The organism is Parahoeflea alexandrii (genome assembly GCF_024105735.1).
Lineage (GTDB): Bacteria > Pseudomonadota > Alphaproteobacteria > Rhizobiales > Rhizobiaceae > Hoeflea > Hoeflea alexandrii.
On the sequence record NZ_JAAAML010000004.1, the window covers coordinates 175,086 to 201,307 of the forward strand.

At 61.8% G+C, this 26,222-nt stretch carries 27 protein-coding genes; 12 read left to right on the forward strand and 15 right to left on the reverse strand.

Going from position 1 to position 26,222, the window contains the following annotated elements; all coding sequences use genetic code 11:
- Positions 1-154 precede the first annotated feature (154 nt).
- Genes GTW23_RS20115 through GTW23_RS20130 form a run of 4 tightly spaced genes read right to left on the reverse strand, consistent with a single transcriptional unit; the run spans position 155 to position 3,480 of the window.
- On the reverse strand, positions 155-907 hold the full coding sequence (locus GTW23_RS20115; RefSeq protein ID WP_252917181.1) for an SDR family NAD(P)-dependent oxidoreductase: 753 nt from the start codon (positions 905-907) through the stop codon (positions 155-157).
- The gene (locus tag GTW23_RS20120) at positions 904-1,623 is read right to left on the reverse strand and encodes an SDR family NAD(P)-dependent oxidoreductase (RefSeq protein WP_252917182.1); all 720 of its coding nucleotides are present in this window, start codon (positions 1,621-1,623) and stop codon (positions 904-906) included. Before GTW23_RS20120 ends, GTW23_RS20115 begins: the two co-directional genes overlap by 4 nt.
- The gene (locus tag GTW23_RS20125; protein ID WP_382266628.1) at positions 1,620-2,615 is read right to left on the reverse strand and encodes a bifunctional riboflavin kinase/FAD synthetase; all 996 of its coding nucleotides are present in this window, start codon (positions 2,613-2,615) and stop codon (positions 1,620-1,622) included. The genes GTW23_RS20120 and GTW23_RS20125 overlap by 4 nt, the downstream gene beginning before the upstream one ends.
- Before the next feature lie 16 nt (positions 2,616-2,631).
- Positions 2,632-3,480: a TIGR01459 family HAD-type hydrolase gene (locus GTW23_RS20130; protein WP_252917184.1), complete on the reverse strand. Its 849-nt coding sequence runs from the start codon at positions 3,478-3,480 to the stop codon at positions 2,632-2,634.
- Positions 3,481-3,726: 246 nt separating this feature from the next.
- On the opposite strand from GTW23_RS20130, the gene groES reads away from it, so the two are divergent.
- The 4 genes from groES to GTW23_RS20150 all read left to right on the forward strand — a co-directional run bounded on the left by groES (position 3,727) and on the right by GTW23_RS20150 (position 7,134).
- Positions 3,727-4,023, forward strand: a complete 297-nt coding sequence (gene groES / locus GTW23_RS20135; RefSeq protein WP_152009878.1) for a co-chaperone GroES — start codon at positions 3,727-3,729, stop codon at positions 4,021-4,023.
- Positions 4,024-4,093: 70 nt separating this feature from the next.
- Positions 4,094-5,743 (forward strand): chaperonin GroEL, encoded by a 1,650-nt coding sequence (gene groL / locus GTW23_RS20140; RefSeq protein ID WP_152009879.1) that lies wholly within the window; start codon positions 4,094-4,096, stop codon positions 5,741-5,743.
- Between the two features lie 413 nt (positions 5,744-6,156).
- Positions 6,157-6,603: a hypothetical protein gene (locus GTW23_RS20145; protein ID WP_152009880.1), complete on the forward strand. Its 447-nt coding sequence runs from the start codon at positions 6,157-6,159 to the stop codon at positions 6,601-6,603.
- Between the two features lie 147 nt (positions 6,604-6,750).
- Entirely contained in the window at positions 6,751-7,134 is a 384-nt protein-coding gene (locus GTW23_RS20150; protein ID WP_152009881.1) for a DoxX family protein, read from the forward strand.
- 85 nt (positions 7,135-7,219) lie between these two features.
- Here GTW23_RS20150 and GTW23_RS20155 read toward each other — a convergent pair whose 3' ends face one another.
- From GTW23_RS20155 to GTW23_RS20175, 5 genes are all read right to left on the reverse strand, one after another.
- The gene (locus tag GTW23_RS20155; protein ID WP_152009882.1) at positions 7,220-7,519 is read right to left on the reverse strand and encodes a hypothetical protein; all 300 of its coding nucleotides are present in this window, start codon (positions 7,517-7,519) and stop codon (positions 7,220-7,222) included.
- Between the two features lie 399 nt (positions 7,520-7,918).
- Positions 7,919-8,614: an ATP phosphoribosyltransferase gene (gene hisG, locus GTW23_RS20160; protein ID WP_252917185.1), complete on the reverse strand. Its 696-nt coding sequence runs from the start codon at positions 8,612-8,614 to the stop codon at positions 7,919-7,921.
- Positions 8,611-9,732 carry an ATP phosphoribosyltransferase regulatory subunit gene (locus GTW23_RS20165; RefSeq protein WP_252917186.1) on the reverse strand — a complete coding sequence of 374 codons (1,122 nt, stop codon included), beginning with the start codon at positions 9,730-9,732 and terminating at the stop codon, positions 8,611-8,613. The genes hisG and GTW23_RS20165 overlap by 4 nt, the downstream gene beginning before the upstream one ends.
- Positions 9,733-9,948: 216 nt before the next feature.
- Positions 9,949-11,571, reverse strand: coding sequence for a histidine--tRNA ligase (hisS, locus tag GTW23_RS20170; protein ID WP_252917187.1), 1,623 nt, complete (start codon positions 11,569-11,571; stop codon positions 9,949-9,951).
- A gap of 142 nt (positions 11,572-11,713) precedes the next feature.
- A complete protein-coding gene (locus tag GTW23_RS20175) occupies positions 11,714-12,193 on the reverse strand; it encodes a BA14K family protein (protein ID WP_252917189.1) in 480 nt (159 codons plus the stop codon).
- Between the two features lie 474 nt (positions 12,194-12,667).
- Here GTW23_RS20175 and GTW23_RS20180 point away from each other — a divergent pair, with 474 nt between their 5' ends.
- Positions 12,668-13,552, forward strand: coding sequence for a DMT family transporter (locus GTW23_RS20180; RefSeq protein ID WP_252917191.1), 885 nt, complete (start codon positions 12,668-12,670; stop codon positions 13,550-13,552).
- Positions 13,553-13,554: 2 nt separating this feature from the next.
- Here the strand turns inward: GTW23_RS20180 and GTW23_RS20185 are convergent, their stop codons facing one another.
- Both GTW23_RS20185 and GTW23_RS20190 read right to left on the reverse strand, forming a co-directional pair.
- Positions 13,555-13,908, reverse strand: coding sequence for a DUF1801 domain-containing protein (locus GTW23_RS20185; protein WP_152009886.1), 354 nt, complete (start codon positions 13,906-13,908; stop codon positions 13,555-13,557).
- A complete protein-coding gene (locus tag GTW23_RS20190; RefSeq protein WP_252917486.1) occupies positions 13,905-14,540 on the reverse strand; it encodes a DNA-3-methyladenine glycosylase I in 636 nt (211 codons plus the stop codon). Before GTW23_RS20190 ends, GTW23_RS20185 begins: the two co-directional genes overlap by 4 nt.
- Positions 14,541-14,779: 239 nt before the next feature.
- Between GTW23_RS20190 and GTW23_RS20195 the strand changes: the two genes are divergently transcribed.
- Together GTW23_RS20195 and GTW23_RS20200 are read left to right on the forward strand one after the other, a co-directional pair.
- A complete protein-coding gene (locus GTW23_RS20195; RefSeq protein WP_252917193.1) occupies positions 14,780-15,547 on the forward strand; it encodes a L,D-transpeptidase in 768 nt (255 codons plus the stop codon).
- A 178-nt stretch (positions 15,548-15,725) separates the two neighbouring features.
- Positions 15,726-16,445, forward strand: a complete 720-nt coding sequence (locus GTW23_RS20200) for a L,D-transpeptidase (RefSeq protein ID WP_375589370.1) — start codon at positions 15,726-15,728, stop codon at positions 16,443-16,445.
- Positions 16,446-16,556: 111 nt separating this feature from the next.
- Here the strand turns inward: GTW23_RS20200 and glcF are convergent, their stop codons facing one another.
- Genes glcF through GTW23_RS20220 form a run of 4 tightly spaced genes read right to left on the reverse strand, consistent with a single transcriptional unit; the run spans position 16,557 to position 21,079 of the window.
- Positions 16,557-17,900: a glycolate oxidase subunit GlcF gene (gene glcF, locus GTW23_RS20205; protein WP_252917195.1), complete on the reverse strand. Its 1,344-nt coding sequence runs from the start codon at positions 17,898-17,900 to the stop codon at positions 16,557-16,559.
- 56 nt (positions 17,901-17,956) lie between these two features.
- Positions 17,957-18,334 (reverse strand): DUF4870 family protein, encoded by a 378-nt coding sequence (locus tag GTW23_RS20210; protein WP_252917196.1) that lies wholly within the window; start codon positions 18,332-18,334, stop codon positions 17,957-17,959.
- A 52-nt stretch (positions 18,335-18,386) separates the two neighbouring features.
- Positions 18,387-19,604: a glycolate oxidase subunit GlcE gene (gene glcE, locus GTW23_RS20215; protein WP_252917197.1), complete on the reverse strand. Its 1,218-nt coding sequence runs from the start codon at positions 19,602-19,604 to the stop codon at positions 18,387-18,389.
- Positions 19,601-21,079, reverse strand: a complete 1,479-nt coding sequence (locus GTW23_RS20220; RefSeq protein WP_252917198.1) for an FAD-binding oxidoreductase — start codon at positions 21,077-21,079, stop codon at positions 19,601-19,603. Before GTW23_RS20220 ends, glcE begins: the two co-directional genes overlap by 4 nt.
- 233 nt (positions 21,080-21,312) lie before the next feature.
- On the opposite strand from GTW23_RS20220, the gene GTW23_RS20225 reads away from it, so the two are divergent.
- The 5 genes from GTW23_RS20225 (at position 21,313) to GTW23_RS20245 (ending at position 26,222) form a co-directional block, all read left to right on the forward strand.
- Positions 21,313-22,224: a LysR family transcriptional regulator gene (locus GTW23_RS20225; RefSeq protein ID WP_152009893.1), complete on the forward strand. Its 912-nt coding sequence runs from the start codon at positions 21,313-21,315 to the stop codon at positions 22,222-22,224.
- Between the two features lie 249 nt (positions 22,225-22,473).
- Positions 22,474-23,301, forward strand: a complete 828-nt coding sequence (locus tag GTW23_RS20230) for an FCD domain-containing protein (protein ID WP_152009894.1) — start codon at positions 22,474-22,476, stop codon at positions 23,299-23,301.
- Positions 23,298-24,083, forward strand: a complete 786-nt coding sequence (locus tag GTW23_RS20235; RefSeq protein WP_252917199.1) for a (Fe-S)-binding protein — start codon at positions 23,298-23,300, stop codon at positions 24,081-24,083. Before GTW23_RS20230 ends, GTW23_RS20235 begins: the two co-directional genes overlap by 4 nt.
- 19 nt (positions 24,084-24,102) lie before the next feature.
- Entirely contained in the window at positions 24,103-25,554 is a 1,452-nt protein-coding gene (locus GTW23_RS20240) for a LutB/LldF family L-lactate oxidation iron-sulfur protein (RefSeq protein WP_252917200.1), read from the forward strand.
- A complete protein-coding gene (locus tag GTW23_RS20245; RefSeq protein WP_252917201.1) occupies positions 25,551-26,222 on the forward strand; it encodes a LutC/YkgG family protein in 672 nt (223 codons plus the stop codon). Before GTW23_RS20240 ends, GTW23_RS20245 begins: the two co-directional genes overlap by 4 nt.

Consider the following 26,222-nt stretch of genomic DNA (forward strand, 5'->3'; position numbering starts at 1 on the left):
CTCAGCTCAGCGGGAAACCGGGACCATAATTCGTATCGGCGGAGCGCCTGTGATCGTGACAGCCGTGGTCATGGACCGGGTTCATAATGGTTTTTGGTGCGTGTGAAAAGAAGATTGCGCAAAGCAATCGTTTCGCCTGCCAAATCTTCCGCCGCTATGGCTTGAGCCGAGTGTATATCAGCCTGCGCATCACTGCTGTCACCGGTTTTGGAAACACCCTGCCGATCACGGCGAAAACACGGTTGCCCGCACCGGGAATCGAGCTCTTCTTGCCCGCCAGCGCATCGGCCAAAATGAGGCGCGCGGCATGGTCCGGGTCCATCCGTTTGCTGTCATCGGCGCCTTCGGGCGAGTGCCGCTCGGCATGATCGGTCTTCAACGGACCGGGGAAAGCGACGGTCAGGGTCACGCCCCTGGATGCCGCGTATTTGCGCATGCTCCTGGCGTAGATCGCCAAGGCATCCTTGGAAGCGGCGTAGCTGGCCGCTCCCGGATAGCCGGTAAAATGCGACAGGGAAGAAACGAAGACCATTGCACCGCCGCTGCGGCATGCGTTTGATTCAAGCAAAGCTGCCGCGATGACCATCGGGGCTTCCGTGTTGACGCGCAGAATGTCGATATGGGCGCGCGGGTCCAGGGCCTCGAACTTGCCGGTCGCATTGATGCCGGCATTCAGGAGAACCAGATCATAAGGCCCGGCGGCGATCAGATCGGGCAGGACGTCGTCAAGCTCGGTCCGGCTCGCAAGATCGCAGCGGATGAATTGCACAGGTGTCTTGCCGGTCCAGGGCCGATCACGGTCGAGCACCACGATCTCGTAGCCGTTTGCCTGCAACCAGCCTACCGATGCGGCCCCGAGGCCGGCGCTGCCGCCGGTGACAAGAGCGCGTTTGGATGCAGAGGTCAAAGCCGTCTCCCGGTATAGGCGCCGCCATTGAGGTACTTGACCCAGGACAGGGTGACCGGCGAACGGCGTGCTGCAATGGCCGAGGCCATCATCGCCGCCACATCGTCCGGCGCAAGAAACAGGGCGCGCATGCGGCCAGGATCATATCCGGCCTTGTCGTGCATATCGGTTTTCGCCGGGCCGGGATGCAGCACCTGGACCGAGATATCGCCACTCCACTCGGACCGCAGAGCCCGAGCCAATCCGTGCAATCCGGCCTTGGATGCGGCATAGGCGGGGATGCTGGCCGAGCCCTTGTGCGCCACCGATCCGATCAGACTGAGCGTTCCGCTCGACTTCCTGAGCAATGGATAGAGCGCCTGAGCCTGCAGCATCACCGCCAGCAGGTTGACGTCGAGCGTCTGGCGGATAGCGTCGGTGCTGTCCACGCCACCGACCGCAACAAAGCCGGTGCCGGCATTGAGCACGGCATTATCGAGGCCGTCCCAGCCGAAATCCCGCACACCCCGGACCAGCGCCCGGGCCGACATTTCCGGATCACCGTGATCGGCAACGACATATCCCGCACCGGGGGGCAGTATCTCGGCGACCTCGGTCTGCGACTTGCGGCCCGACAGCAACAATGAGTGGCGGCGGGCCAGCTTCTGGGCAAGCGCCAGTCCCAGGCCGGAGTTGCCGCCGGTTATCAATATGCGGCGCGGTTTGGCGCCGATCATCCGGCCGGCCCGAATGTGATAGCGGCATCGAGCGGCGAGAGAGGTTGCAGCGAACCAAGCACCGCACGGGCTTCGGCTTCATCGATCTTCATCTGCGATACCAGTTGGTCAAGGTCATCGAACTTCTCCTCGCCGCGGAGCCTCGTGACGAACGAGACCGTGCAGGTTTCACCATAGAGGTCGGCGGAAAAATCGAACAGGAATGTTTCAAGCAGCAGGGCCGCGCCATCTTCGGCAACGGTCGGCCGGCGGCCGAAACTGGCCACACCATCGTGGATGGTTCCTTCGGCGCGGCGGAAACGCACCGCATAGATGCCCGGCTCGAGCCCGGTTTCAGGCGGCAACGCCATGTTGGCTGTCGGGTATCCCAACGTCCGGCCGAGTTTCTGACCGTGCTGCACCTCGGCCGAGACCGCATAGCGATAGCCGAGCAATCCGTTCGCCCCGGTCACATCGCCAGCCGCCAGCGCCTCCCGGATCCGGCTCGAAGACACGACATCCGCATTTTCATCCTGGAACTGCTCGACCAGGGTGACGCCGAAACCATGCCTGACACCGGCATTCATGAGATAGTCCGGATTGCCTTCGCGGCCCTTGCCGAAATGGAAATCATAACCGGTCACGACATGATGAACACCCAGCCGCTGGCACAGGGTCCGGGTGACGAAGTCTTCTGCACTCTGGGACGAAAACGCCTTGTCGAAACACTGCTCGACAATCGCATCGAAGCCCAGATGACCGAGGATCACGGCCTTCATTGGAGCCGGGGTCAGGCGGAACACAGGCTGGTCGGGCCGGAACACGGTGCGCGGATGGGGCTCGAAACTGAGCACGATGGAGGCAACGCCCGCAGCCTTGGAAATCGCCGTGGCGCGCGCCAGCACAGCCTGGTGACCGCGATGCACGCCGTCAAAATTGCCGATCGCCACCACGCCGCCCCTGAGCTCGCCTGCGAACGTGTCGACATCATGAAATCGCCGCGCCATTTCCATTCCCGTGCTGCTGTTCTCAGGCAAGCCATTCCATCCAGTAGGCCGGCGCCAGTCCCTCTCCCTCGAGGAAGGCCTGCAGCCGTGCCTCATCGGTGGCCCGGCCGTCAAGATAGTGTCGGGCGTGGATACCGCGGGCGATGAAGACAGCTTCGATGCCGTTGTCGAGCGCCCCGCGGATATCGGTATGGGCTCCGTCGCCAATCGCAAGAACGCGGGCCGGATCCACCTCGCCGCGGATGGTTCGCGCACGCGAAAGGGCTTCCTTGTAAATCGGCGCGTGCGGCTTTCCGGCGATCCTGGTCTCGCCACCAAGCTCCGCGTAGAGATCCGCCAGGGCGCCGGCGCAAGGCACCAGCCGGTCGCCACGCTCGACCACGCGGTCGGGATTGGCACAGATCAGCGGCAGCTCGCGCGCCTTGAAACCTTCAAGCAGGCTGCGGTAGTCCTCGGCCTGCTCTGTTTCATCATCAAAGAGACCGGTACACAAAACCGCCTTGGCAGCGCCTGGTTCAACCAGGTCGACATCAAGGCCGTCGACCAGAGCGATGTCGCGTTCGGGACCGAGAAAATAGATCTGTTGCGGGCCTTCCGTGACCAGTTGGCGCGTGACATCGCCCGATGTGACAATGTCATCCCAGCACTCGGGATCAACCCCGATGGTTTCGAACTGGCGGATCACCCCGCCTGCCGGCCGCGGCGAATTGGTGATGAGAATGACGGTCTGTCCACGCTGCCTGGCGGCCTTCAAGGCTTCAACAGACAACGGAAAGGGGTTGACGCCATTATGGATGACACCCCATACATCGCACAACAAAACGTCGGCGCTGCCGGTCAGCTGATCAAGGTCGGTAATCCTGCGGGCCATGGGCGAACGGTTCCTTTCGGACAAACGATGTCGCGCAGCTTGCCGCCGATTACAAGACCCCGCCGGAAAATTGCCGGACGGACACGAAACATCCAGCAGGATTGCTCTCCGATATCTTGACTCTTGGTCGCCGCACCCCTATCTCGGCGTCGTTGGCACTCTCCTCGGGTGAGTGCTAACAGCAACTTCATGAGGCCCATTCGGGGACCTCAGCCGCTTCTGTCATTCGATCAAGGAATTTAGACAATGGCAAAAACCAAGTTCCGTCCGCTCCACGACCGCGTTGTCGTCCGTCGTGTCGAGTCCGAAGAAAAAACAAAAGGCGGGATCATCATTCCGGATACCGCCAAGGAAAAGCCGCAGGAAGGCGAAATCATCGCCGTTGGCTCCGGCAATCGCGACGAGGCCGGCAAGCTGGTGGCGCTCGACGTCAAGGCCGGCGACCGCGTTCTGTTCGGCAAATGGTCCGGCACCGAAATCAAGCTTGATGGCGAAGACCTTCTGATCATGAAGGAAAGCGACATCATGGGCGTCCTCGGCTGAGCCGACATTCTGCCTGAACACATCCACCCTGCCTCAAGACGATGGGCCACAGGCCCGGGAGTTAAGTTAAATGGCTGCTAAAGAAGTTAAATTCGGTCGTACCGCCCGCGAGAAAATGCTCCGCGGCGTCGACATCCTCGCCGATGCGGTGAAGGTAACGCTGGGTCCGAAGGGCCGTAACGTGATCATCGACAAGTCCTTCGGCGCTCCGCGCATCACCAAGGACGGCGTCACCGTCGCCAAGGAAATCGAACTGGAAGACAAGTTCGAAAACATGGGCGCACAGATGGTCCGCGAAGTCGCTTCGAAGACCAACGACATCGCCGGCGACGGCACCACCACTGCAACCGTGCTGGCCCAGTCGATCGTGCGCGAAGGCGGCAAGGCCGTTGCTGCCGGCATGAACCCGATGGATCTGAAGCGCGGCATCGACCTCGCCGTCACAGAGGTCATCGCCAACCTTCAGAAGAAGGCCAAGAAGATCAAGACCTCGTCGGAAGTCGAGCAGGTCGGCACGATCTCGGCCAACGGCGAGAGCCAGATCGGCAAGGACATTGCCGAAGCCATGCAGAAGGTCGGCAACGAAGGTGTCATCACCGTCGAGGAAGCCAAGACCGCTGAAAGCGAACTCGAAGTCGTCGAAGGCATGCAGTTCGACCGCGGCTACCTGTCGCCCTACTTCGTGACCAACCCCGACAAGATGGTTGCCGAACTCGACGACGTCTACATCCTTCTCCACGAGAAGAAGCTTTCGAACCTCCAGGCCATGCTGCCTGTGCTCGAAGCCGTGGTGCAGACTTCCAAGCCGCTCCTCATCATCTCGGAAGACGTTGAGGGCGAAGCCCTTGCAACGCTCGTGGTCAACAAGCTGCGTGGCGGCCTGAAGATTGCGGCCGTCAAGGCTCCGGGTTTCGGCGATCGCCGCAAGGCAATGCTCGAAGACATCGCCATCCTGACCGGCGGCCAGGTGATTTCCGAAGACATCGGCATCAAGCTCGAAAACGTGACCCTGGAAATGCTGGGCCGCGCCAAGAAGGTGTCGATCACCAAGGAAACCACCACCATCGTTGATGGCGCTGGCAAGAAGAAGGAAATCGAAGGCCGGATCACGCAGATCAAGGCTCAGATCGAAGAGACTTCTTCCGACTACGATCGCGAAAAGCTGCAGGAACGCCTGGCCAAGCTCGCTGGTGGCGTTGCCATCATCCGCGTCGGCGGTGCGACCGAGACGGAAGTCAAGGAGCGCAAGGACCGCGTCGACGACGCGCTCAACGCGACCCGCGCTGCCGTTCAGGAAGGCATCGTTGCAGGCGGCGGCACCGCGCTGCTGCGCGCATCCGTTGCGATCACCGTCAAGGGCGCCAACTCCGACCAGGAAGCCGGCATCAACATCATCCGCCGCGCTCTGCAGGCTCCTTGCCGCCAGATCGCGGACAATGCCGGTGATGAGGCTTCGATTGTCGTGGGCAAGATCCTCGACCAGAAGAGCGACACCTACGGCTACAACGCCCAGACCGGTGAATATGGCGACATGATCACCATGGGTATCGTTGACCCGGTCAAGGTTGTCCGTACGGCGCTTCAGGATGCGGCCTCGATCGCCGGTCTTCTGATCACCACCGAAGCCATGATTGCAGAACTTCCGAAGAAGGAAGGTGCTGCTGGCGGTGGCGGCATGCCCGACATGGGCGGAATGGGCGGAATGGGCGGCATGATGTAATAGGGCCAAGGCCTTGTTAATGCCGGTCAGCGCACATTGCGCGACCCAAAGAAAGGGCGGTCTTCGGGCCGTCCTTTTTGCTGTTCAGGGGGCACCAATCGGGCCGATCCACAATTGATGGCCGGTGTTGTTGCAAAATGGACCCGGCGTGGCCTAATATCGCGTTGCATGTTAACTGAAAATCAACGAAAAAATTGATCAAAGAAGACATGGCATTTTGCTCGATAAATGCTTTATCTTGCATTTTCACCAACCCGTACCGGTGGCGATGACTGATCGGCGGACATTTCCGCATAAATGAGTTGCCTTGATCATGGTCTGATTGCAGCCATCGGACTGGGCGGTTTTGAATCCATATCCCGGACGGTCCGGGCAGACAGGCTTGAATTCACTGGGCGTTGCCGAGGTGTACATTGTTCAAAATTGCTAGGGCAGACAGTATTTCAGGAATTGGCGTCCAGCCTCACGGCATTGACGCTCCCGATCTCGATGTGATTTCCCACTATTGCCGTATCGAGCCATTCGAAGCCAACCTGGCGACCGGAACGTTTCAGCTCGGGCCTGCCGCGCGTTATCACCACCAGCTTCCGGAAGAGGGCGAGTTCGGGCTTTACAACCTGGTCAAGTGCTACGACGAAGAGTATCGCAACCATGTACTCGAACTCTATGAACTGGCGGCGATGCGGCCTTCTTCGTTCTGTTTTTCAACCACCATCATTCACGCGGATGGAAGCCAGGTGCCGGTAATGTGCATCGGTGAATCGTCCAACTTCTCGGATGATGGCGATGGCGCAATCAACGGTGTCTTTGTTTTCCCGAAGTTCAAGCTGCTCGATCAGCCACCATTGAACACGCAGTAACTGAACCGCCGGTGACAATCATTCAAGGTCGTTTCCGCCCGGGTTTTCCCGTTTATTTTTGTGAACAATACGTTCATAATTGTTCATCTTTCCGTTCGTCGATGACGCGTATATGGCTCTCTCTAGTTTGAGAAACAGGAGAGTACCATGTCAAACAATCTACAGCTTCTTATCGGCCGTGTGCTGCTGAGCATCATCTTTATCATGGCCGGCGTGAGCAAGCTCGGCAGCGTCGCAGGCACCGCCGGCTACATGGCAAGCATGGGCATTCCGCTGCCCGGCCTCACCGTCTGGCTGGTCATCGCACTCGAGATCGTCGGCGGCATCGCCATCCTGCTGGGCTTCTTTACCCGCTACGCCGCCTGGGCGCTTGCCGCCTTCTGTGTGGCTTCAGGCTATCTTGGCCACTTCCAGCCTGAAGACCAGATGCAGATGACCAGCTTCATGAAGAACCTCGCCATGGCGGGCGGCTTCCTTGCCCTCGCCGCCGCAGGCGCAGGCAGCTTCTCGGTTGACGCACGCCGCAAGTAATCCGGCCGCAGCAAGACGAAATAAACCGATGGACCCGGCGCCTCGACGCGCCGGGTCTTTTTTCATTCCGGGATGTCGGGTCTGGTCAGGCCGGCAGCGACTGCGGAGCCCGGGCCACCAGCCTGGTGATAAGCCAGCCAGACACGACTATGAAGGTCAGGATGACCGCCACTTCAAGGCTGCGCGATGCAAAATACTGCTCGCCGCCGAGCGCCATCATCAGCGGGCCGACGGCGAGGCCGGTGGAGATGATCACCGCCAGCATGGCCGGGACGATCTCACCGCGCAGAATTCTGCTCTGCGGGTTGACGGCGGAAATCCTGGCGAGCACCGCCAGGACGAGCATTGATGAAAGGAACACGATCGAACCGATGGTGAATTCCATGATAAACCCCACAATCCAAAATCATCCCGATGCCTGGGACGAGGCTGAACCGGTGGAGAAGCGGCTTTGTGGTTGGCGGAGCCATTCCGGGGCTGGTCTCCATCAGGAGCCAGGCGCGAAGGACGCGTGCAGGCCGGGTCTTTCCCGGGTGACCTCAAATTGCCTCAAACCAACGAAAAGACAAGCCACCTCAGGCAGGGTGCGAAAAATAAATTTCAGAATTCCGGGGAAGCCGTGATCCGGTTACGCGCTGCCGGCGTAAACGCTTGTGGGTCGCAGGAAAGTTCCCCCCGATCTGACACCCTGCGACAGACTTGGCCGAAGGGCTCCCGATCCCCTGACGCCACGGCCGCCTCCTCGCGAGGCGGCCTTTCTTTTTTCCCTTCCAGGACGGCGAACTCAGCTTGCCGAGCGCACTGCCTCGATCAGCGCCGCAACGCGGCTGTCATTGTCATGCGCGGTCTTGCGCGCCCTAACAAGGCAGGCTTCCGATCTGAGAATGACCCCGTCCGAAAGAACGCGCAGGTGATTGGCGGTCAGTGTGGAGCCGGTCGAGGTGATGTCGACAATGATATCCGCGGCTCCGGAGGCGGGAGCGCCCTCGGTCGCCCCGAGGCTCTCGACGATCCGGTAGAGCTGAATGCCGTGGCGCGTGGAGAAGAAGTTCTGGGTCAGCCGCCAGTACTTGGTGGCGATCGTCAGCCGCCGGCCATGACGGCTGCGGAAATCAGCCGCCACATCGCCAAGATCGGCCATGCTGTCGACATCCTTCCAGATATCCGGCACGGCAACGACCACATCGGCATTGCCGAAGCCGAGACGGGCGGTGATTTCCACCCGCTCATCGGCACGGGCGAGGCTTTCGCGCACCAGGTCCTCTCCGGTGACGCCGAAATCGACGGCTCCGGCGCCGAGTTCGCGGGCAATCTCGGACGCCGAGAGGAACGCCACCTCGACATCATCGATCCCGTCGATCCGGCCACGATAGCTGCGGTCATTGCCGATTGCCGACACGGTCAGTCCGGCGCGGGCAAGAGTGGCGATGGCATCATCCTTCATGCGGCCCTTGGAGGGCAGCGCCACGGTCAAGGTCATTTGCCGGCCCTCACGGTTTCGATCCGGTCGAGCCAGAGCGAGAAGCCCACGGCGGGGATCGGCTCGCGCGCACCGAGCAGGGTCATCATCCGGTCATAGCGACCGCCGCCGGCGAGAACGAGGTTGTTGCTTCCCGCCGAAACCTCGAAGACGAGGCCAGTATAATAGTCCAGCGGCCGGCCAAAGGCGGCCCGCCAGTGGATGGCGCCAAGATCTTCACCACGCTCGGACAGGGCATCGAGCCGCGCCTTGAAAGCCTGCTGCGCGCCACTGATATCGAGGCCCGCATCCCGGGCAAACCCGGCCAGCGCCGATGCGGCGCGATCAAGCGGGACATCAAGAGCCAGGAAGGCCTTCAGCGCATCGAGTGATGCGGCAGACAGCCGGGTGCTGTCGAGCGACTGCTTGCCGATCAGCCGGGCAGCAATCTCGGCCGGGGAGCGGCTGGCATGGGTCGAATAGCCGGTCTCCTGCATCACCTGCTCGATATGCGCCTCGAGGCCCGCGACATCTTCCGTGGCGAGAAAACCGGCCACGGAGGGATCGGGCCGCGCCGCACTGTCGGGACTGGCCAGGCGGGCCATCATGGCTTCAAGCGCCTGCGCGTTGCCAAAGGCGTGGACAAGGCGCTTCTGCCAGCCGGCGGGCAGGCCAAGACCGGCGACCACCGCCTCGAACACGGACTGGTCGCCCAGAATGATCGAAAGGTCTGCACCGGGCACGAATTGCGCAATGAGCGCGCGGGCCTCGGACAGCGCCCGGGCATCGGCACGGGCTTCATCGGGTTCACCCAGATCCTCGACACCTGCCTGGTAGAATTCGTTGCCACCTTCGCGGCGCTGGCGGAACACCTGGCCCAGATAGGAGTAACGGCGCGGCGTGGCGACACTCTGAGCGATATGGGCACTGCACACGGGAATGGTGAATTCCGGCCTCAGACAGAGGCTTTCTCCGGTCTCGCTTTCGGTGAGGAAGATGCGGCGGCGCAGGTCCTCTCCGGCCATGTCGAGAAACGGCTCGGCCGGTTGGATCACCGGGATATCAACGCGCGGCGCCTCAAGCGCTTCGAGCGCGCTTGCGAGACCGGCGGAGAAATCGGGGGCTGCCAGCTGGATCATTGCCGGTCCCCGACACCTTTTGGGAAAGGCTCCTCCCCACCCCCTCCCCACAAGGGGGAGGGGCTAATCCGTCGCAAATCCAGTCCAAGCAATCCAGCAGCCATCGAGCGAAGCTGGAAGACTACGCCGGAAGGACGAGCCGGGTTAAGCCCCTCCCCCTTGTGGGGAGGGGTTGGGGAGGGGTTTTTCTTTTGAGAAGGATAATTGGCTTCCATCTCAAATGTCCTGACCATCGGAAGCCTGTTCGGCAAGGACGCGCTGGACCGTGATGACAAGGTCACCCTCGTCGACCAGATGCTCACCGGCCTTGGCCTCGCGCCACTCGGCATTGTCGGTGATGGTTTCGGCGATGCGCTTGCCCTCGATCAGGTCCTTGACGATGAGCTTGCCGGCTTCCTTCTCGTTGCCGCCCTGGATGATGGCGATGGGCGAACCCCGGCGGTCGGCATAGCGCAGCTGCTTGGGGAAATCCTTGGGGTTGCCCTGGAACAGCTCGACCGGGATGGTCGGGCCGAGCGGTTGGTTGTTCGCATCGACCGGGTTGAGCGCAACGCGCAATTCCTGCGCCATCCTGGCGTAGTCGCCGATGCGGTCGCGGTCCATGATGGTCACCAGGATCGGGCCGGAGGCCGCCTCGCCCGAGAGCTTGCCCAGGTTCTTGAGCGCCGTCATCAGGCGCGAGACGCCGATGGAGAAACCGGTTGCGGGGACCGGCTGGCCCATGAAGCGCGAGACCAGCCCGTCGTAACGGCCACCGCCACCGACCGAGCCGAACTGAACCTTCTGGCCCTTCTCGTTGGTGACGTCGAACAGGAGTTCCGCTTCGAAGACCGGGCCGGTGTAGTATTCGAGGCCGCGGACCACGGAGGGGTCGATCTTGATGCGGTCGGGACCGTAGCCGGAGGCGTGAATTGTGCTTCGAATAATCGACAATTCTTCGATCCCCTGGGCGAAACGCTCGTTCGAAGTCAAGCGGCTTCCATCGTAAGGAAACATTGCATGGGGCATGAGCTTGGTATCTTCGTCTTGGTTACCACCATCAAACTTTATCGAAAGAGGCTTGATGCTTACTGTGGATCGGAGGAACCCGATTAACAGATTTATGTCGTCATCTACCAAACCAGCTCCAGGCGTGAAGTCGCCCTCGCCTTCCTTGCCGCCGTCCCAGCGGCCGGCGCCTAGCAAAAGCTTGACGCCGTCGATGCCGAACTTGTCGAGCTTGTCGATGGCGCGGAGAACGGTGAGGCGGCGAGATGCATTCTCGTCGCCACCAAGCCCGATGGCCTCCATTACGCCGTCGAGCACCTTGCGGTTGTTGACGCGGATGACGTAGTCGCCGCGCGGGATGCCCAGCGCTTCCATGGTGTCGGCCATCATCATGCACATCTCGGCGTCGGCCTGGACACCCGGCGCGCCGACGATGTCGGCATCGAACTGCATGAACTGGCGGAACCGGCCCGGGCCGGGCTTTTCGTTGCGGAACACCCATCCGGCGCGATAGGTGCGGTAGGGCAGCTGGATGTCGTTGAAGTTTTCGGCGACGTGACGCGCCAGCGGCGCGGTCAGGTCATAGCGCAGCGAGAGCCATTGCTCGTCATCGTCCTGAAACGAAAAGACACCCTCGTTGGGCCGGTCCTGGTCGGGCAGGAACTTGCCCAGCGCGTCGGTGTATTCGACAAAGGGCGTTTCCACCGGCTCGAAACCGAAGCGCTCGTAGACCAGCCTGATCTTCGCCATCATCTCGTCGGTGGCGCGGATATCGGCCGACGAGCGATCCGGAAAACCGCGCGCCAGGCGTGCCTTGAGTTTCTGGGGCTTCTTTTGCTTCTTGTCGGACATGAAAAAGGGCCTGCGGCAGGAGAAACGACTTGTTGCGCTTCTCCTAACCGACAGGCCCTTTTGCTGCAAGGCTTGGGTGCTCCAGCTCAGGCATGCCGATGGTCAGACCGCCCGCCCGCCCGGGCCGGAACGCAAAGGCCAATCAATAATAAGGCGAGCGGCATTCGCGGCGCGGCCCGTGGTAAGGCTGGAAAGTGTTTGTCCGCTGGTCATAGGAGCGGTACTTGTTGTGGCACCAGCGGACATGCTGCGGGTTGGTATAGCCCGGGCGGACGCCGACACTGCCGCGGTTGTTGCCGCCGATGATCTCGCCAAAGGAAAAGGCGGACGGCGGGAACCAGTAACCGTTGTAGTGGCGATAGCCATGGCGCTTGTGGCGATAGCCGCGATGGCCGTTGTAATAACCGCGCTTGTGGTGGCGGTAAAAACCGCGCCTCTTGTGGTGGTGCCTTTCACGGAAATCGCGGCGGTGCCTGTCGCGGTACTGAACCTCGACCAGGCCAGAAGAGCCTGTAATCTCGACTGCCGGTTTCTGTACGACCATCGGCGCCGCGCCCGCTGGAGCAAGTGCTGCCAGGCAAAACGAGGCCGTTACGATGGATTTCATCAAACTACTAAACATTCCACACTCCTCATGCAGGATTACAAAATGGCCCTTCACGCTTTCAACGCGGTGACCGGGTGATGGTTCCTTGGGCAGATGGCGATGCGCCTGACTGCGAACCGTCGCTGACCCAGAGTGTCGTGGTGCCGGGGCAAGCCGGACTTGAACAAATCGGCTCAAAATCACCCGGTCTCTGAGGACCTTGAGATGCCTGCCCCCTGTTGGTTCAGGCTACATCGGGGACAAGGATGGCGCGCCAGGCTTGAACTCCCGCTGAACCGTCCGTTCATCCGACATTCAGAAAGGGCGGGCAGAAAGGGCGGGCAGAAAGGGCGGGCAGAAAGGGCGGGCAGAAAGGGCGGGCAGAAAGGGCGGCCACGCAGCGCGGTACATCCTGTCTGTGGAAATCACACGGCAAGATCGACAGGCGGTGGCAATCGGGCGATAGGTAAGTCGTCGCCCTCCCGGGCCTCTCACGAAAGCGGTTCGTTCTTGCGCCTCATTCTGCTCACCAGCCTGACCATGATCGCGTTTGCCGCCAACTCGGTGCTTGGACGCATGGCGATTGCGCCAGGGCCCTTCGGATCGGGCGGTCTGCCGCTGATCGACCCGGCAAGCTATTCGGCGGTGCGGCTCGGCAGCGGCGCCGTCATGCTGGCGCTACTGGTCGCTGTTACCGGCACAGGCGCACGCCGCTGGCCGCGCCTCCAGTCAGGCTCCTGGGCCTCGGCGTTCGCCCTGTTTGCCTATGCGGTGGCGTTTTCCTACGCCTACGTGGCGCTCGATACCGGGATTGGCGCGCTGATCCTGTTTGCGTGCGTGCAGGCGACGATGATCGGCTGGAGCCTGAAGGAGGGCGACCGGCCCTCGCTGCTCGAATGGCTGGGCCTGATCGTGGCCTTCGGCGCGTTCATCTGGCTGGTTTCGCCGGGCCTGTCCGCGCCGGATCCGCTGGCGGCAGCGGCAATGGCTGCGTCGGGAATTGCCTGGGGCGCCTATTCGCTCAGGGGGCGCGGGCTGCCGGACCCGCTGAAGGCGACGGCCGACAACTTCATGCGCTCGGTCGCCTTCATCATCCCGCTCTTTGGCCTTGTGCTGGTAACGCAATTGCCGGTGCATGCCAGCGCCAAGGGGGTGATGCTGGCCATTGCCTCCGGCGCGGTCACCTCGGGCCTGGGCTACGCGCTGTGGTACCGCGTGCTCAAGCGGATCGGCGCAACCCAGGGCGCGATCGTGCAACTGACCGTGCCGGTGATCGCGGCAATCGGCGGCACGGTGTTCCTGGACGAGGGCTGGACGCTGAGACTGGCCGTCTCCTCGCTGCTGATCCTGGGCGGCGTGGCGCTGGCGACCATGGCCAAGCAGAGGCGGCTTTGAAGTCAGATCCGTTTCATGCGCTTGCGCAGCTTGTAGGTCAGCGCCAGCGCGATGCAGTGCTTGAGTGCTTCGCGGTCGGCATCGATGCCTGGTGAGAGCACGATGGCGCGGTTGCCTTCATAGGTCAGGGCATCGGGATAGAGCCCGCGGAACTCATCGACCAGATTCGTATGGCAGATGAACATCAGCGCGAGTTCGCCATCCGGACGCGGCGCGATCCGGACCGAGCTGCCAACGTTGCGTTTGAGCGGCGTGAAGCTCTGCTCTCCCCATTTGAGGCTTTCCTCCAGCGGCCCGATTTCTGGCGTGGCTTCGGCAACCTGATGGATGAGCGTCTTGAGATCCTCAGGCGTCATGCCGGGCGCACCAGAGCGCCGCGCAGCGCCTCGATATCCTGACGGCAGCAGCAACCCTCGAGGTGATCATTGACCAGACCCATGGCCTGCATGAAGGCATAGACGGTGGTCGGGCCGACAAAGCTCCAGCCGCGCTTCTTCAGATCCTTCGAGATCCGGGTTGATACCGCCGTAGTCGGGTTTGCCGTCAGGGTGGCATAGTCGACCGTCCCGGGCCGCTCGTCCGGACCGGGTTCATGGGCCCAGAAATAGGCGGCGAGCGAGCCGAACTCCTCGACCAGATCGATGGCGCGGCTGGCATTGTTGATGGTCGAGACGATCTTGCCGCGATGGCGAATGATGCCCTTGTCGGCCACCAGCCGCTCGACGTCAGACTCGTCAAAGCGGGCGACCTTGTGGAAATCAAACCCGGCAAAGGCGGCGCGGAAATTCTCACGCTTGCGCAGGATCGTCAGCCAGGACAGGCCCGACTGAAAACCTTCGAGGCAGATCTTTTCGAACAGGCGGATATCGTCGGTTACCGGCCGGCCCCATTCGTGATCGTGATAGGCCAGGTAGTCGGGCAGATTGCCCGGCCAGAAGCAGCGCGTACGGCCATCCTCGCCGGTGATCAGGCCGTTTTCATGCGCCATGGTACCGCTCGTCGTCATGGTTAATCGGGAATCGTATGCAATTAAGCGGTCGTTCACCGCGTTTGGCAAGACGGCGATAACCCTAAGGAGAGGTTTCGGGTGTTGCAGGCCTTTTATCGAGCCGGATTCACCAATTGATTCCACCCCTGCCGCAGCATGGATCCTGGAAGACAGGGCCATCGGCACAGCACACGTGATGGCAGCTGTCGTGATCAGACGAAAGGTATTTGGTGCGTCCGATGAAACAACTTGCTCTCTTTCTCATGTCCGGTGCGGCGCTCGGCCTTGCCGCATTTTCAGTGCCGGCCAGCGCCGGTGACCGCTACGGCCAGCGGCCGCCGGTGGTTCTCAGCCCCGACCTGACAGCCCCTTGGGTGATGCAGTTGCGCGGCCAGGCAGCGCCGCGCGGCGGCGTCGTCTACCGGACCAAGCCGCGGGCCGTGCGCGCGCTGGCGCCACAAACGCGAGCGCTGAATTCTCAACGCCGCCAGGTGACCAATGTCGCGCTTGCCGCGCCGCGGGTGAAGGCCGCGCCGACCCGCCAGATCGAGGATCGCTTCCTGCCGCAGACAGTTGCCTACACCGGTAACCAGAAGCCCGGCACGATCATCATCAACACCAGCGAACGGCACCTTTACTACGTCATGGGCGATGGCCAGGCGCGGCGCTACGGCGTCGGTGTCGGCAAGGAAGGCCATGCCTGGAGCGGCACGGAGAAGATCACCCGCAAAGCCGAATGGCCGGACTGGCGTCCGCCTGCCGAAATGATCAAGCGGGTGCGCGAGAAGGAAGGCCGGATCCTGCCTGCTCACATGAAAGGCGGGCCGGAAAACCCGCTCGGCGCCCGGGCGCTCTATCTCGGCTCGACGCTCTACCGAATCCACGGCACCAACCAGCCCTGGACCATCGGAAAAGCCGTTTCCTCCGGCTGCATCCGGATGCGCAATGAAGACGTCACGGATCTTTACGAACGGGCAAAGATCGGCGCCAAGGTGATTGTGATGTAACTGCAGAGCACTGCTTTCGGACTACTGACAAGAACCGGTTCGGGCCCGCTCCCGGACCGGTTTTTTGTTTCCCCGATCACAAACACGTTATGACTTTGATCGCGCGGGCTGTTGATCCCCACAAAATCAATGGTACCTTTTGTAACAAGGCCGAAGCAGCCAAGAGGGGAAAAGGGCTATGACAACCAGGGTATCACGACGTTTCATGCTGACCGCCGGCGCCAGCGCGCTGATGGTCGCTCCTTTTGCACAGGGAGCTGCCGCGTTCCCACGCCTGGCTGCACCCGCGTCCGTGGAGGCCGGATCAGATGACGGCTTTCCGCTGGTCGAGGTCTCGACGTCGAAAAAGCCCAAGCCGGAATTCATGCGCAAGAAGGTGCGCCTCGTCACCAGCGAGAAGCCCGGCACCATCATCATCGATACCAGCACCAAGTATCTCTACTATGTCGAGGGCAACAACCGCGCGACCCGCTACGGGGTTGGCGTTGGCCGGGAAGGCTTCGGCTGGTCTGGAACGGTGAAGGTGGGACGCAAGGCCGAATGGCCGGACTGGCGTCCGCCGGCAACCATGATCGCGCGGGAGCGCAGGAAGGGCCGGATCATCCCGACCTACATGAAGGGTGGGCCCAACAATCCACTCGGGGCCCGCGCGCTCTATCTCTACAAGGGCGGCCGCGACACCATCTTCCGCATCCATGGCACCAACCAGCCCTGGACCATCGGCCAGAACATGTCGTCGGGCTGCATCCGGATGATGAACAAGGATGTCGAGCATCTCTACAAGCGGGCCGGCGTTGGCTCCAAGGTCATCGTCATCGGCCCCAACGGCAGGGGTGCCGAAAAGCTCTATACCGATCGCGGCATGGATCTTCTGGGAACCCTCTTCGGCGGCGGCTGACCGCGCGGAATTGCCCTTGGCAAGGCCGGAAATACAGAACGCGGCGCTTCAATAGCGCCGCGTTCTCTCTTGGCGGACAACGTTTCCGCCTGACAGCAACAGGGTAGCGCTTTACTCGGCAGCGACCAATGGTGCCGACTTCGCCCGATCGATATCGGGCAGGCCCGCCGGCTTTTCTCCACCATAGACCCAGTCGAGCAACTCCACCGTGTGGATGATCGGGATATCTGTCCCGCCGGCGATCTGGGTCATGCAGCCGATATTGCCGGTGGCGATCAGATCCGGCTTTGTCCGCTCGATGTTCCTGACCTTGCGGTCGCGCAGCGTCCGGGCGATCTCGGGCTGCATGATGTTGTAGGTGCCGGCTGAACCGCAGCAGAGATGGCCCTCGGGCGGGTCCTTGACGGTAAAACCGGCCGCCTTCAAGAGCGCCTTGGGCTGGGTGGTGATCTTCTGGCCATGCTGCATCGAACAGGCAGAGTGATAAGCCACGATCATGCTGGCGCCGTTGACCGGTGCGGGCATCTCGATGCCTGCCAGATATTCGGTGATGTCCTTGGCAAGCTCGGAGACACGGGCCGCTTTTGCCGCATAGTCCGGGTCCTCGCGCAGCATGTAGCCATAATCCTTGATCGTCGTGCCGCAGCCCGACGCGGTGATGATGATGGCGTCGAGCCCGCCATTGTCTATTGCGCGGGTCCAGGCGTCGACATTGTTGCGCGCCGCATCAAGCGCATCGTGCTCGCGGCCCATGTGATGGACCAGCGCGCCGCAGCAGCCCTCGCCTTCGGGCACCACCACCTCGACACCGATGCGGTTGAGCAGCCTGACGGTTGCCTCGTTGATGCCGGGCTTGAGTACCGGCTGGGCGCAGCCGGTCAGGATCGCGACACGGCCACGCTTCTGACCTTGCGCCGGATGGGCGCCGGGTCTGGCAACATCGGATTGCGCCGGGACAGAGGACGGCGCGAGTTCGAGCATCGCTGCCATTGGCTTGAGGCCCGGTAACGCCTTGAACAGCGGCGCGAAGGGCCGGCCAATCCGGGCTGCATAGAGCGAGGCGCGGAAGCGCCCCGGATAGGGCAGCACCATTGCCAGCAGTCCGCGGGTGATGCGGTTCATCAACGGCCGCTTGTAGGTCTTCTCGATATGGGCCCGGGCATGGTCGACCAGGTGCATATAGTTGACGCCGGAGGGGCATGTGGTCATGCAGGCGAGGCACGACAGGCAGCGGTCGATATGGGTGACCACCTGCTTGTCGGCGGGGCGGTTGTTCTCGAGCATGTCCTTGATCAGGTAGATCCGGCCGCGCGGGCTGTCGAGTTCATTGCCAAGCGTGACATAGGTCGGGCAGGTGGCGGTGCAGAAACCGCAATGGACACATTTCCTCAAAATCTTCTCGGATTCGGCGACACCGGGATCAGTCAGCTGCTCGGCGGTAAAATTGGTCTGCATGTCGCGGTTTCCTTGGAACTTTCAGAAATTGTGCCGCCTCTTGCGACAGGTGTCCGTCAAAGCAGCCAGCTTTGGGGATTGTCGATGGGCTCGTTGCGTCCGAGTTTCTGCAGCCCGACGACCGTGCGGATGACGATCCAGAGCGCGACCAGCAACATGGTCAGCATACCGATCATGACAATCATCAGCAGCATGCTGACAAAGGCGCCAAGAAGGCCGAGCCAGAAGGTACGGATCGCCCAAGTGTAGTGGCTTTCGAGCCAGGCTTCGGACTTGCCGCGATTGAGATGGGCCAACACGATGCCCACAAGGCCGGAAATCCCGATGACGAAACTGACAAGATAGAGAATGTAAATGACCTGCAGGTTGGTCTTGCCGGGCTCAAGCCAGCGGTCGGTCTTACGAGTTTCAGGGGCTTGGTCGTGATTGCTCATTTCACGCTCCTTGTTCTGTCGAGGTCTGCATTTCCAAGAGGCTGCAATTCTATCACATTCCGGCCGTCATGCGTCCCGGGTTGAGTACGCCAGCGGGATCGAACTGATCCTTGATGCGACGAGCCAGGGCCTCAAGCGGTTTGGGTTGCGGCTCGAACACCGCGACAGACGCGCGGGTCGCGGCATCGGCCCGAACCAGGGTGGCGTGTCCGCCCCCCAGTGCCTTGATGTACTGGCGGATCAGTCCGGCTTCCGGATCCGATTCCATGCGCAGCCAGACCAGCCCGCCCTGCCAGTCGTAGAAGGCATCAACGCCGGTCTTGAGCCGCAAGGCCGCGACAAGCTGATGGCCGGCAGACGGAGCGACCGACACCCGCCATACAGGCTTCATGCTGCCGTCGGCAAAGGGCGTGACATCGCGGATATCGCGCCAGAGGCCGGCAGAAACGTCGCCGTCCAGCACGGATACCGTACCCCGACGGCCCATTTCGGCGACCAGCCGCCCGGTGCGAACCTCGACCGAAGGGATCAGCCCTTCAAGCCGCAGAACCGTTGCCGGGCCGCACTTGAGACTGCCACCGGCAAACCTGGCAATGACGCTTTCGGGCAAGTGCGCCGCGCCCGAGACTTCGACCGACATGGCCAGTGCTGCCGCCATGGCCTCGGCGGCTTCGGCATCGTTGAGGCCCGATACCGCGATTGTGACGGCGGTTTCGGGTCGCGGCAGCACCTTGAATATGACTTCGCTCAGAACCCCGAGCGTCCCCCAGGAGCCGGCCATCAGCTTGACCAGATCAAGTCCTGTGACATTCTTCATCACCCGGCCGCCGCTTTTGACGATTTCGCCGGAGCCGTTGACGAAGCGGACACCGAGAAGATTGTCGCGCGCCGCGCCGGCGGAAATCCGCCGCGGGCCTGAGACGTTACCGGCAAAGACGCCGCCGATGGTCGGCTCGCCGACGGCACCCAGAAGCGGGCGGTGATCCATCGGCTCGAAGGTGAGCATCTGGTTGTTTTCCGCCAGCGCTGCCTCGATCTCCGCGAGCGGCGTTCCGGCACGCGCCGCCATCACCAGCTCGGAAGGGTCGTAATTGGTGATGCCGCTCAATTTGGCTACCGACAGAACGGAAGCGGATTGCACGGGACGACCCAGATCGAGCCGGGTGCCGCCTCCCCTCACCTCAATGGGACGGTTCGCCTTGCCCGCCTCGACGACGATGCGGGCAATTGCTTCCTCGCTCTCGGGATACTGGATATCGAGCGCACTCATGCCGCTGTCCTGTCGTCGGCGCTCTGGTTGCCCGGCTGCGAACCGTTCCTGCCGTCGAGCGGAAACACCTTGGAAGGATTAAGGATCCATTTAGGATCGAATGCGGCGCGTACCCGCATCTGCTGGGCCAGATCGGCGTCGGAATACTGGTGGCGCATGAGGTCGCGCTTCTCGATGCCGACGCCATGCTCACCTGTCAGGCAGCCGCCGGCGTCGACGCAGAGCTTGAGAATATCGTTGCCGGCCATTTCTGCCTTCATGCTCTCATCCGGATCATTGGCGTCAAACAGGATGAGCGGGTGCATGTTGCCGTCGCCGGCATGAAACACATTGGCGACCCGCAGGCCGTAGCGGTCGATGATCTCGCTGGTTTTTTCCAGCACGTGCGACAATTGCCCGAGCGGCACGGTGCCGTCCATGCAGATGTAATCGGCGATGCGGCCGGTGGCACCGAAGGCTGATTTGCGACCTTTCCAGATCAGCGCCGCTTCTGTGGCGGACTGGCTCTCCCGGATGGTCTTGACGCCGTGCCTGCGGGCGATTTCGATAATGCGCTCGAGCATGGCATCCATCTCGGCGTCAGAGCCCTCGACCTCGACGATCAAGAGCGCCTCGACATCCATAGGATAACCGGCCTGGGCAAAGGCCTCGCAGATCTCGATGGCCGGCTTGTCCATGAATTCGATGGCAACCGGTATGATGCCCGCGCCAATGATATCGGTGACGCAAGCGCCGGCGGCAACCGAGCTCTCAAAGCCGAACAGCACCGGCCGGGCGCCTTCAGGCTTGGCTATCAGCCTGACGGTTGCCTCGGTGACGATGCCCAGCTGACCTTCGGATCCGCAGATCAGCCCGAGCAGGTCGTAGCCCGCCGCATCGAGTGCCTTGCCGCCGATTTCGACGACGGAGCCGTCGAACATGACCATCTTGACGCCAAGGAGGTTGTTGGTGGTCACGCCGTATTTGAGACAGTGGGCTCCGCCCGAGTTCATGCCGATGTTGCCGCCGATGGTGCAGGCCAGCTGCGAGCTGGGGTCGGGCGCGTAGAAGAAGCCGTCTGCATCGACCGCCTGGCTGATGGAGATGTTGGTAACACCCGCCTGAACAACGGCGGCACGGTTGGAGAAATCGACCTCGAGAATGCGATTGAGCTTGGAGACGCCGATGACGATTGCATCTTCCTGAGGGATCGCGCCACCGGAGAGCGATGTGCCTGCCCCGCGCGGAATGACAGGGATCGAGTTTTCGTTGCAATATTTCAGCACGGCGGCGACCTGGGCCGTGGTTTCGGGTAGAACAACCGCGAGCGGCATACGCCGGTAGGAGACGAAGGCATCGGTGTCAAACGGCACCAGCTCCCTCTCATCGGTTATCAGGCAGCTGTCAGGGAGCAGGCCCGCGAGATCGGCAATGATTGCCGGACGGCGATCCAGAATCGCACGATCAGGCTCCAAAAAGGCAATCAACTCTGACATGGCTTCCTCCCTACCGTCTCAAGACAGTGTAGAAGTCCCGCATCCGGACCTCAACTGGTATTTTTTGTTTACCACTTAATTTGACGCTCGGCAATGCGGTCCGGGTTGCGGACCAGAGGCATGCCCGCCCTCGAACGAAGGCCTCTTGAAAGCAGTTTGAACAAAACTGATCTGAGACACCAGTATCTGCGTACTGATCAGGATAAGGTATTGAAAGGGGGAGACGACCCGAGATGAACAATCTGGGTGATCTTGAGATTTTTGCCCGCGTGGTGTCCGCCGGATCGATGTCCGCGGCAGGGCGTGAACTCGGGCTCTCTCCCGCAGTGGTCTCCAAGCGGCTACGCCGTCTTGAAGACCGGCTCGGCACCCGCCTGATGCAGCGCACCACCCGCCAGATTTCCCTTACCGAGGCTGGACAGGGCTTCTACGAACGCGTTGTCGCGATCCTTGCAGGCATCGAAGAGGCCGAAGCATTCGTTTCGCGCCGCTCTGCGCTGGCGCACGGGGTGCTCAAGGTCTCGGCCCCGACATCCTTCGGGCGCATGCACATTGCACCGCACATCAATGCCTTCATGCAGGCGAATCCGGATCTCGGCGTCAACCTGATGCTGCGTGATGAATTCGTTGATATCGTCGGAGACGGCTATGATCTCGCGATCAGGATCGCTGAATTGAGCGATTCCAGTCTGGTTGCCCGAAAACTGGCCCCTGTCCGGCGTATTTTGGTCGCTTCACCCGATTATCTGAAGCGTCAGGGAACGCCGCAGAGGATCGAGGATCTCGACCGCCACATCTGTCTTGCACCCCATAACAACGAAGCCTGGAAACTCGAAGGCCCTCAGGGCCAGATGGTCCACCGGCCAGCCGGGCCGCTGCAAACCAATTCCAGCGAAGTGGTCCGTGAAGCCGTGATTGGCGGGGTCGGCATCGCCTTGCGCTCGACATGGGACATTGGCGCGGAGCTCGCCGACGGACGGCTGGTTCAAGTTCTTCCGGCCTATGAAGGATCGCGCAATGTCGCCATTCACGCCGTCTATGCCAGCCGCAGGTTTCTGCCGGCCAAGGTGCGGCTGTTCATAGACTATCTTGCAGATCTTTACGGTCCGACGCCCTATTGGGATGGACCCGAGACCGATCGGTAAGCGCTTCCGCACATGAACAAGGGCGCCTCGCGTGGATCAGCGGCGGCATCTCTTGAACACACTCGGCGTACGCCAGACAGAATAGCTGTGAGAAGCTCTTCCACCCCATGCAGCCTGACCGCAAGGCAACTCAAAGATGACCTCCAGTTGCGGCGGCGGGAGTGAAACTTGCCACAAACTGGATAAAAATATTGACCACGTTTCCCGACCCTTGATACGGTCCCGGCGAGGATGGAGCAGGAAACGGCGATGGCCACGGACATTTTTGCACGGATCGAGCACAGCCGGACGGCTGATGAAGTTGTTCATCAGATTGAAATCCTGGTGCTTGAAGGTATCCTGCGGGTGGGCGACCGGCTGCCCGGTGAGCGGGAGCTTGCCAAGCAATTCGATGTGTCCCGGCCTATCCTTCGAGAAGCGCTCAAGGTGCTCGAGAGCCGGGGCCTGCTCAACACGCAGCATGGCGGCGGCACCTTTGTCGCCGATGTCATCGGCCAGGTTTTCACCAAACCGGTAATGGAGCTGATCGCGCGGCATCAGAAGGCGACACTGGACTATCTCGAATACCGGCGCGAGATCGAGGGTATTGCCGCCGAGTTCGCAGCCCGCCGGGCCACCGAGGCCGACAAATCACTGCTGACCCGGATCATCACCTCGATGAAGGCCGCCCACGAGAAGGACGATTTCGAGGAAGAGGCCGGTATCGATGTCGAATTTCACAACGCAATCGGCGAATGCGCGCACAACATCATCCTGCTGCACACGCTGAGATCCTGCTATCGATTGCTGGCCGAGGGCGTGTTCTACAACCGGGCGCTGGTCTACAACCTTCCGGGCGCTCGCGATCAGTTGCTTGCCCAGCATGTCGCCATCTATGATGCGGTCATGGCGGCCAATCCGGAGGCGGCAAGGCGCGCAGCACAGGCCCATATCGATTTTGTCTCGAGGGCCATGACCGATGCCGAACGCTCGGGCGACTGGGAGCGGGTTTCGAAACTGCGGCTGCAGCAGCGCGCGCCGGATCTGTCGGCTTCGGTCAGACCACCAAAACAGAAACAATCGGAGGCGGCAGAGTGACGTCAAGCGAAGCGAAGGCTGCCCCACAGCCGCGTGTAGGACTTTTTGCGACCTGTCTGGTCGATCTTTTCAGGCCATCGGTCGGCTTTGCCAGCGTCAAGCTGCTGCAGGACGCCGGCTGCGAAGTGCATGTTCCGGTGGCTCAGACCTGCTGCGGCCAGCCGGCCTACAACACCGGCGACAGGGCGGACACGCGCGAAATCGCGGAACAGGTGATCGAAGCCTTTGAAGGTTTCGACTTCATCGTTGCGCCGTCGGGATCCTGCGCCTCGATGTTGAAAAAGCACTATCCCGGCCTGTTTGCGGGTGACGCCGCCTGGGAACAGCGGGCGCAGGCCTTTTCGGGCAAGTGCCACGAGCTGATTTCGTTTCTCACCGACGTGATGATGGTGCGCGACACCGGAGCATCGCTTGAAGCCAGCATCACCTATCACGATTCCTGTTCGGGATTGCGCGAGCTCGGCATCAGGGAACAACCGCGCAAGCTGCTTGGCAATGTCAGTGGCGTCGAGGTTCGCGAGATGACGGATTCGGATGTCTGTTGCGGTTTTGGCGGCACCTTCTGCGTGAAGTATTCCGACATTTCCAATGCCATCGTCACCAAGAAAGTCGGAAACATCGACACATCCGGCGCCGACATGCTGCTGGCCGGCGATCTTGGCTGTCTGATGAATATGGCCGGTAAACTCAAGCGGCAGGGGTCGGATGTCGAGGTTCGCCATGTCGCCGAAGTGCTCGCGGGAATGACCAGCCAGCCGCCGATTGCCGGCAGCGGCAAGTAAGCGGAAGAGGAGACAGTCGATGGAACTCACCGCCAACAAGTTCAAGGCAAACGCGTCGAAGGCGCTGGTCGACGCGCAATTGCAGAAAGCGCTCGGCAATGTCCAGAAAGGCTTCATCGGCAAGCGCCAGAAGGCTGCCGACGCCCTGCCGGAATTCGATGAACTTCGCGACAATGCCCGCGACATCAAGAACCATGTGCTCGCCCATCTCGACCTCTATCTCGAGGAATACGAGCGCAAGGTAACCGCCGCTGGCGGGCACGTGCACTGGGCCGAAACCGCCGAGGACGCGCGGCGCATCGTGCTCGACATCTGCCAGAAAGCCAACGCCCGGACGGTGACCAAGGGCAAGTCGATGATCACCGAGGAGATCGCGCTCAACGATCACCTCGCAGCCAACGGCATCGAGCCGGTGGAAACCGATCTCGGCGAGTACATCATCCAGCTGCGCGGCGAACATCCGAGCCATATCATCGCACCGGCAGTGCATCTCAACAAGGAGCAGGTCGAGGGTGATTTCCGGCGGGTGCACACCCATCTGGCCAAGGACCGCGACCTTTCCGAGCCGGTATCGCTGCTCAGCGAAGCGCGCGAAGTGCTGCGCCAGCGCTATTTTGCCGCCGATGTCGGCATCACCGGCGCCAACTTTCTCATCGCCGAAACCGGCACATCGGTGATCGTCACCAATGAAGGCAATGGCGACCTGACCCAGACACTGGGCAAGGTTCACGTTGTTGTCGCCTCGATCGAGAAGATCGTGCCAACGCTGGAGGACACGTCACAGATCCTCAGGGTGCTGGCGCGCTCGGCCACCGGGCAGGACATGAGTGTCTACACGACATTCTCCACCGGCCCGAAGCGCGAGGAAGACCCGGACGGACCGGACGAGTATCACGTCGTGCTTCTGGACAATGGCCGATCGGCGATGCTCGGCACCGAGTACCAGGACATGCTGCGCTGCATCCGCTGCGGCGCCTGCATGAACCATTGCCCGGTCTATCACGCAGTCGGCGGCCACGCCTACGGCTCGGTCTATCCCGGCCCGATGGGCGCGGTTCTCACGCCGTCGCTGAACGGCATCGACGAAACCGGGCAGCTGCCCAACGCCTCGACCTTCTGCGGCCGCTGCGAAAGTGTCTGCCCGATGCGGATTCCGCTGCCGAAAATGATGCGGCACTGGCGCGAGCGCGAGTTCGAACGCAATTTGACGCCCGCAGTCGCGCGCTACGGCCTGAAGGCCTGGGCCTTCTTTGCCAAGCGGCCGAAGCTCTACCGGCTCGCCGCCTCCTTCGGCATGCCGCTGCTGTCGCTGTTCGGCGGCACTTCGCGACGCTTCCATTCTCTGCCGCTTGCCGGGGGATGGACCCGCCATCGCGACCTGCCGGCGCCCGAAGGCCGCACCTTCCTGCAGGCCTGGGCGCAGCGCGAGGCGTTGAAGCAGGAGCCACTCAAGCAAGAGGCTGGACAATGAGCGCGCGCGACACGGTGCTGAGCAAGATCCGGGCGTCGATGCGGGTGCCGGACTCCGACGACGTGCGCCGCAAGACGGTTGCCGAGCGGCTGGAAAGTACACCTACAGGCGTCATACCCGCCAGGGCAAAACTGCCGAAGGCCGGGCAGGTCGACCTGTTCTGCGCCATGGCCGAGCAATTCGGCGCGACCCTGGCAAGGGTCAGCGACTACAAGGCGGTTCCGGCGGAAGTCGCCACCTATCTGCGGTCGCGCAACCTGCCGGCCGAAATCCGGATGGGCGCCGACAAGCGGCTGAAGAAGGCCGGCTGGGAAACCGAGAAAAACCTCGAGATCCGCCACGGCGCCTCCGATGGCGGTGATCTCTCCGGCGTCAGCCATGCTATGGCCGGGATCGCCGAGACCGGAACGCTGGCGCTGGCTTCCGGCCAGGACAACCCGACCACCATCAATTTCCTGCCCGAGCACCATATCGTGGTGCTCAAGGCCAGCGACATCAAGGGCGACATGGAAAGCGTCTGGGCGATGTTGCGCAAGGCGCGGGGCAAGGGCGAGATGCCGAGGGCCTTCAACCTGGTTACCGGTCCATCCCGCTCGGGCGACATCGAACAGACCATCCTGCTCGGCGCGCACGGCCCGCGGGCGCTGCATGTCATCGTGGTCGAGTAG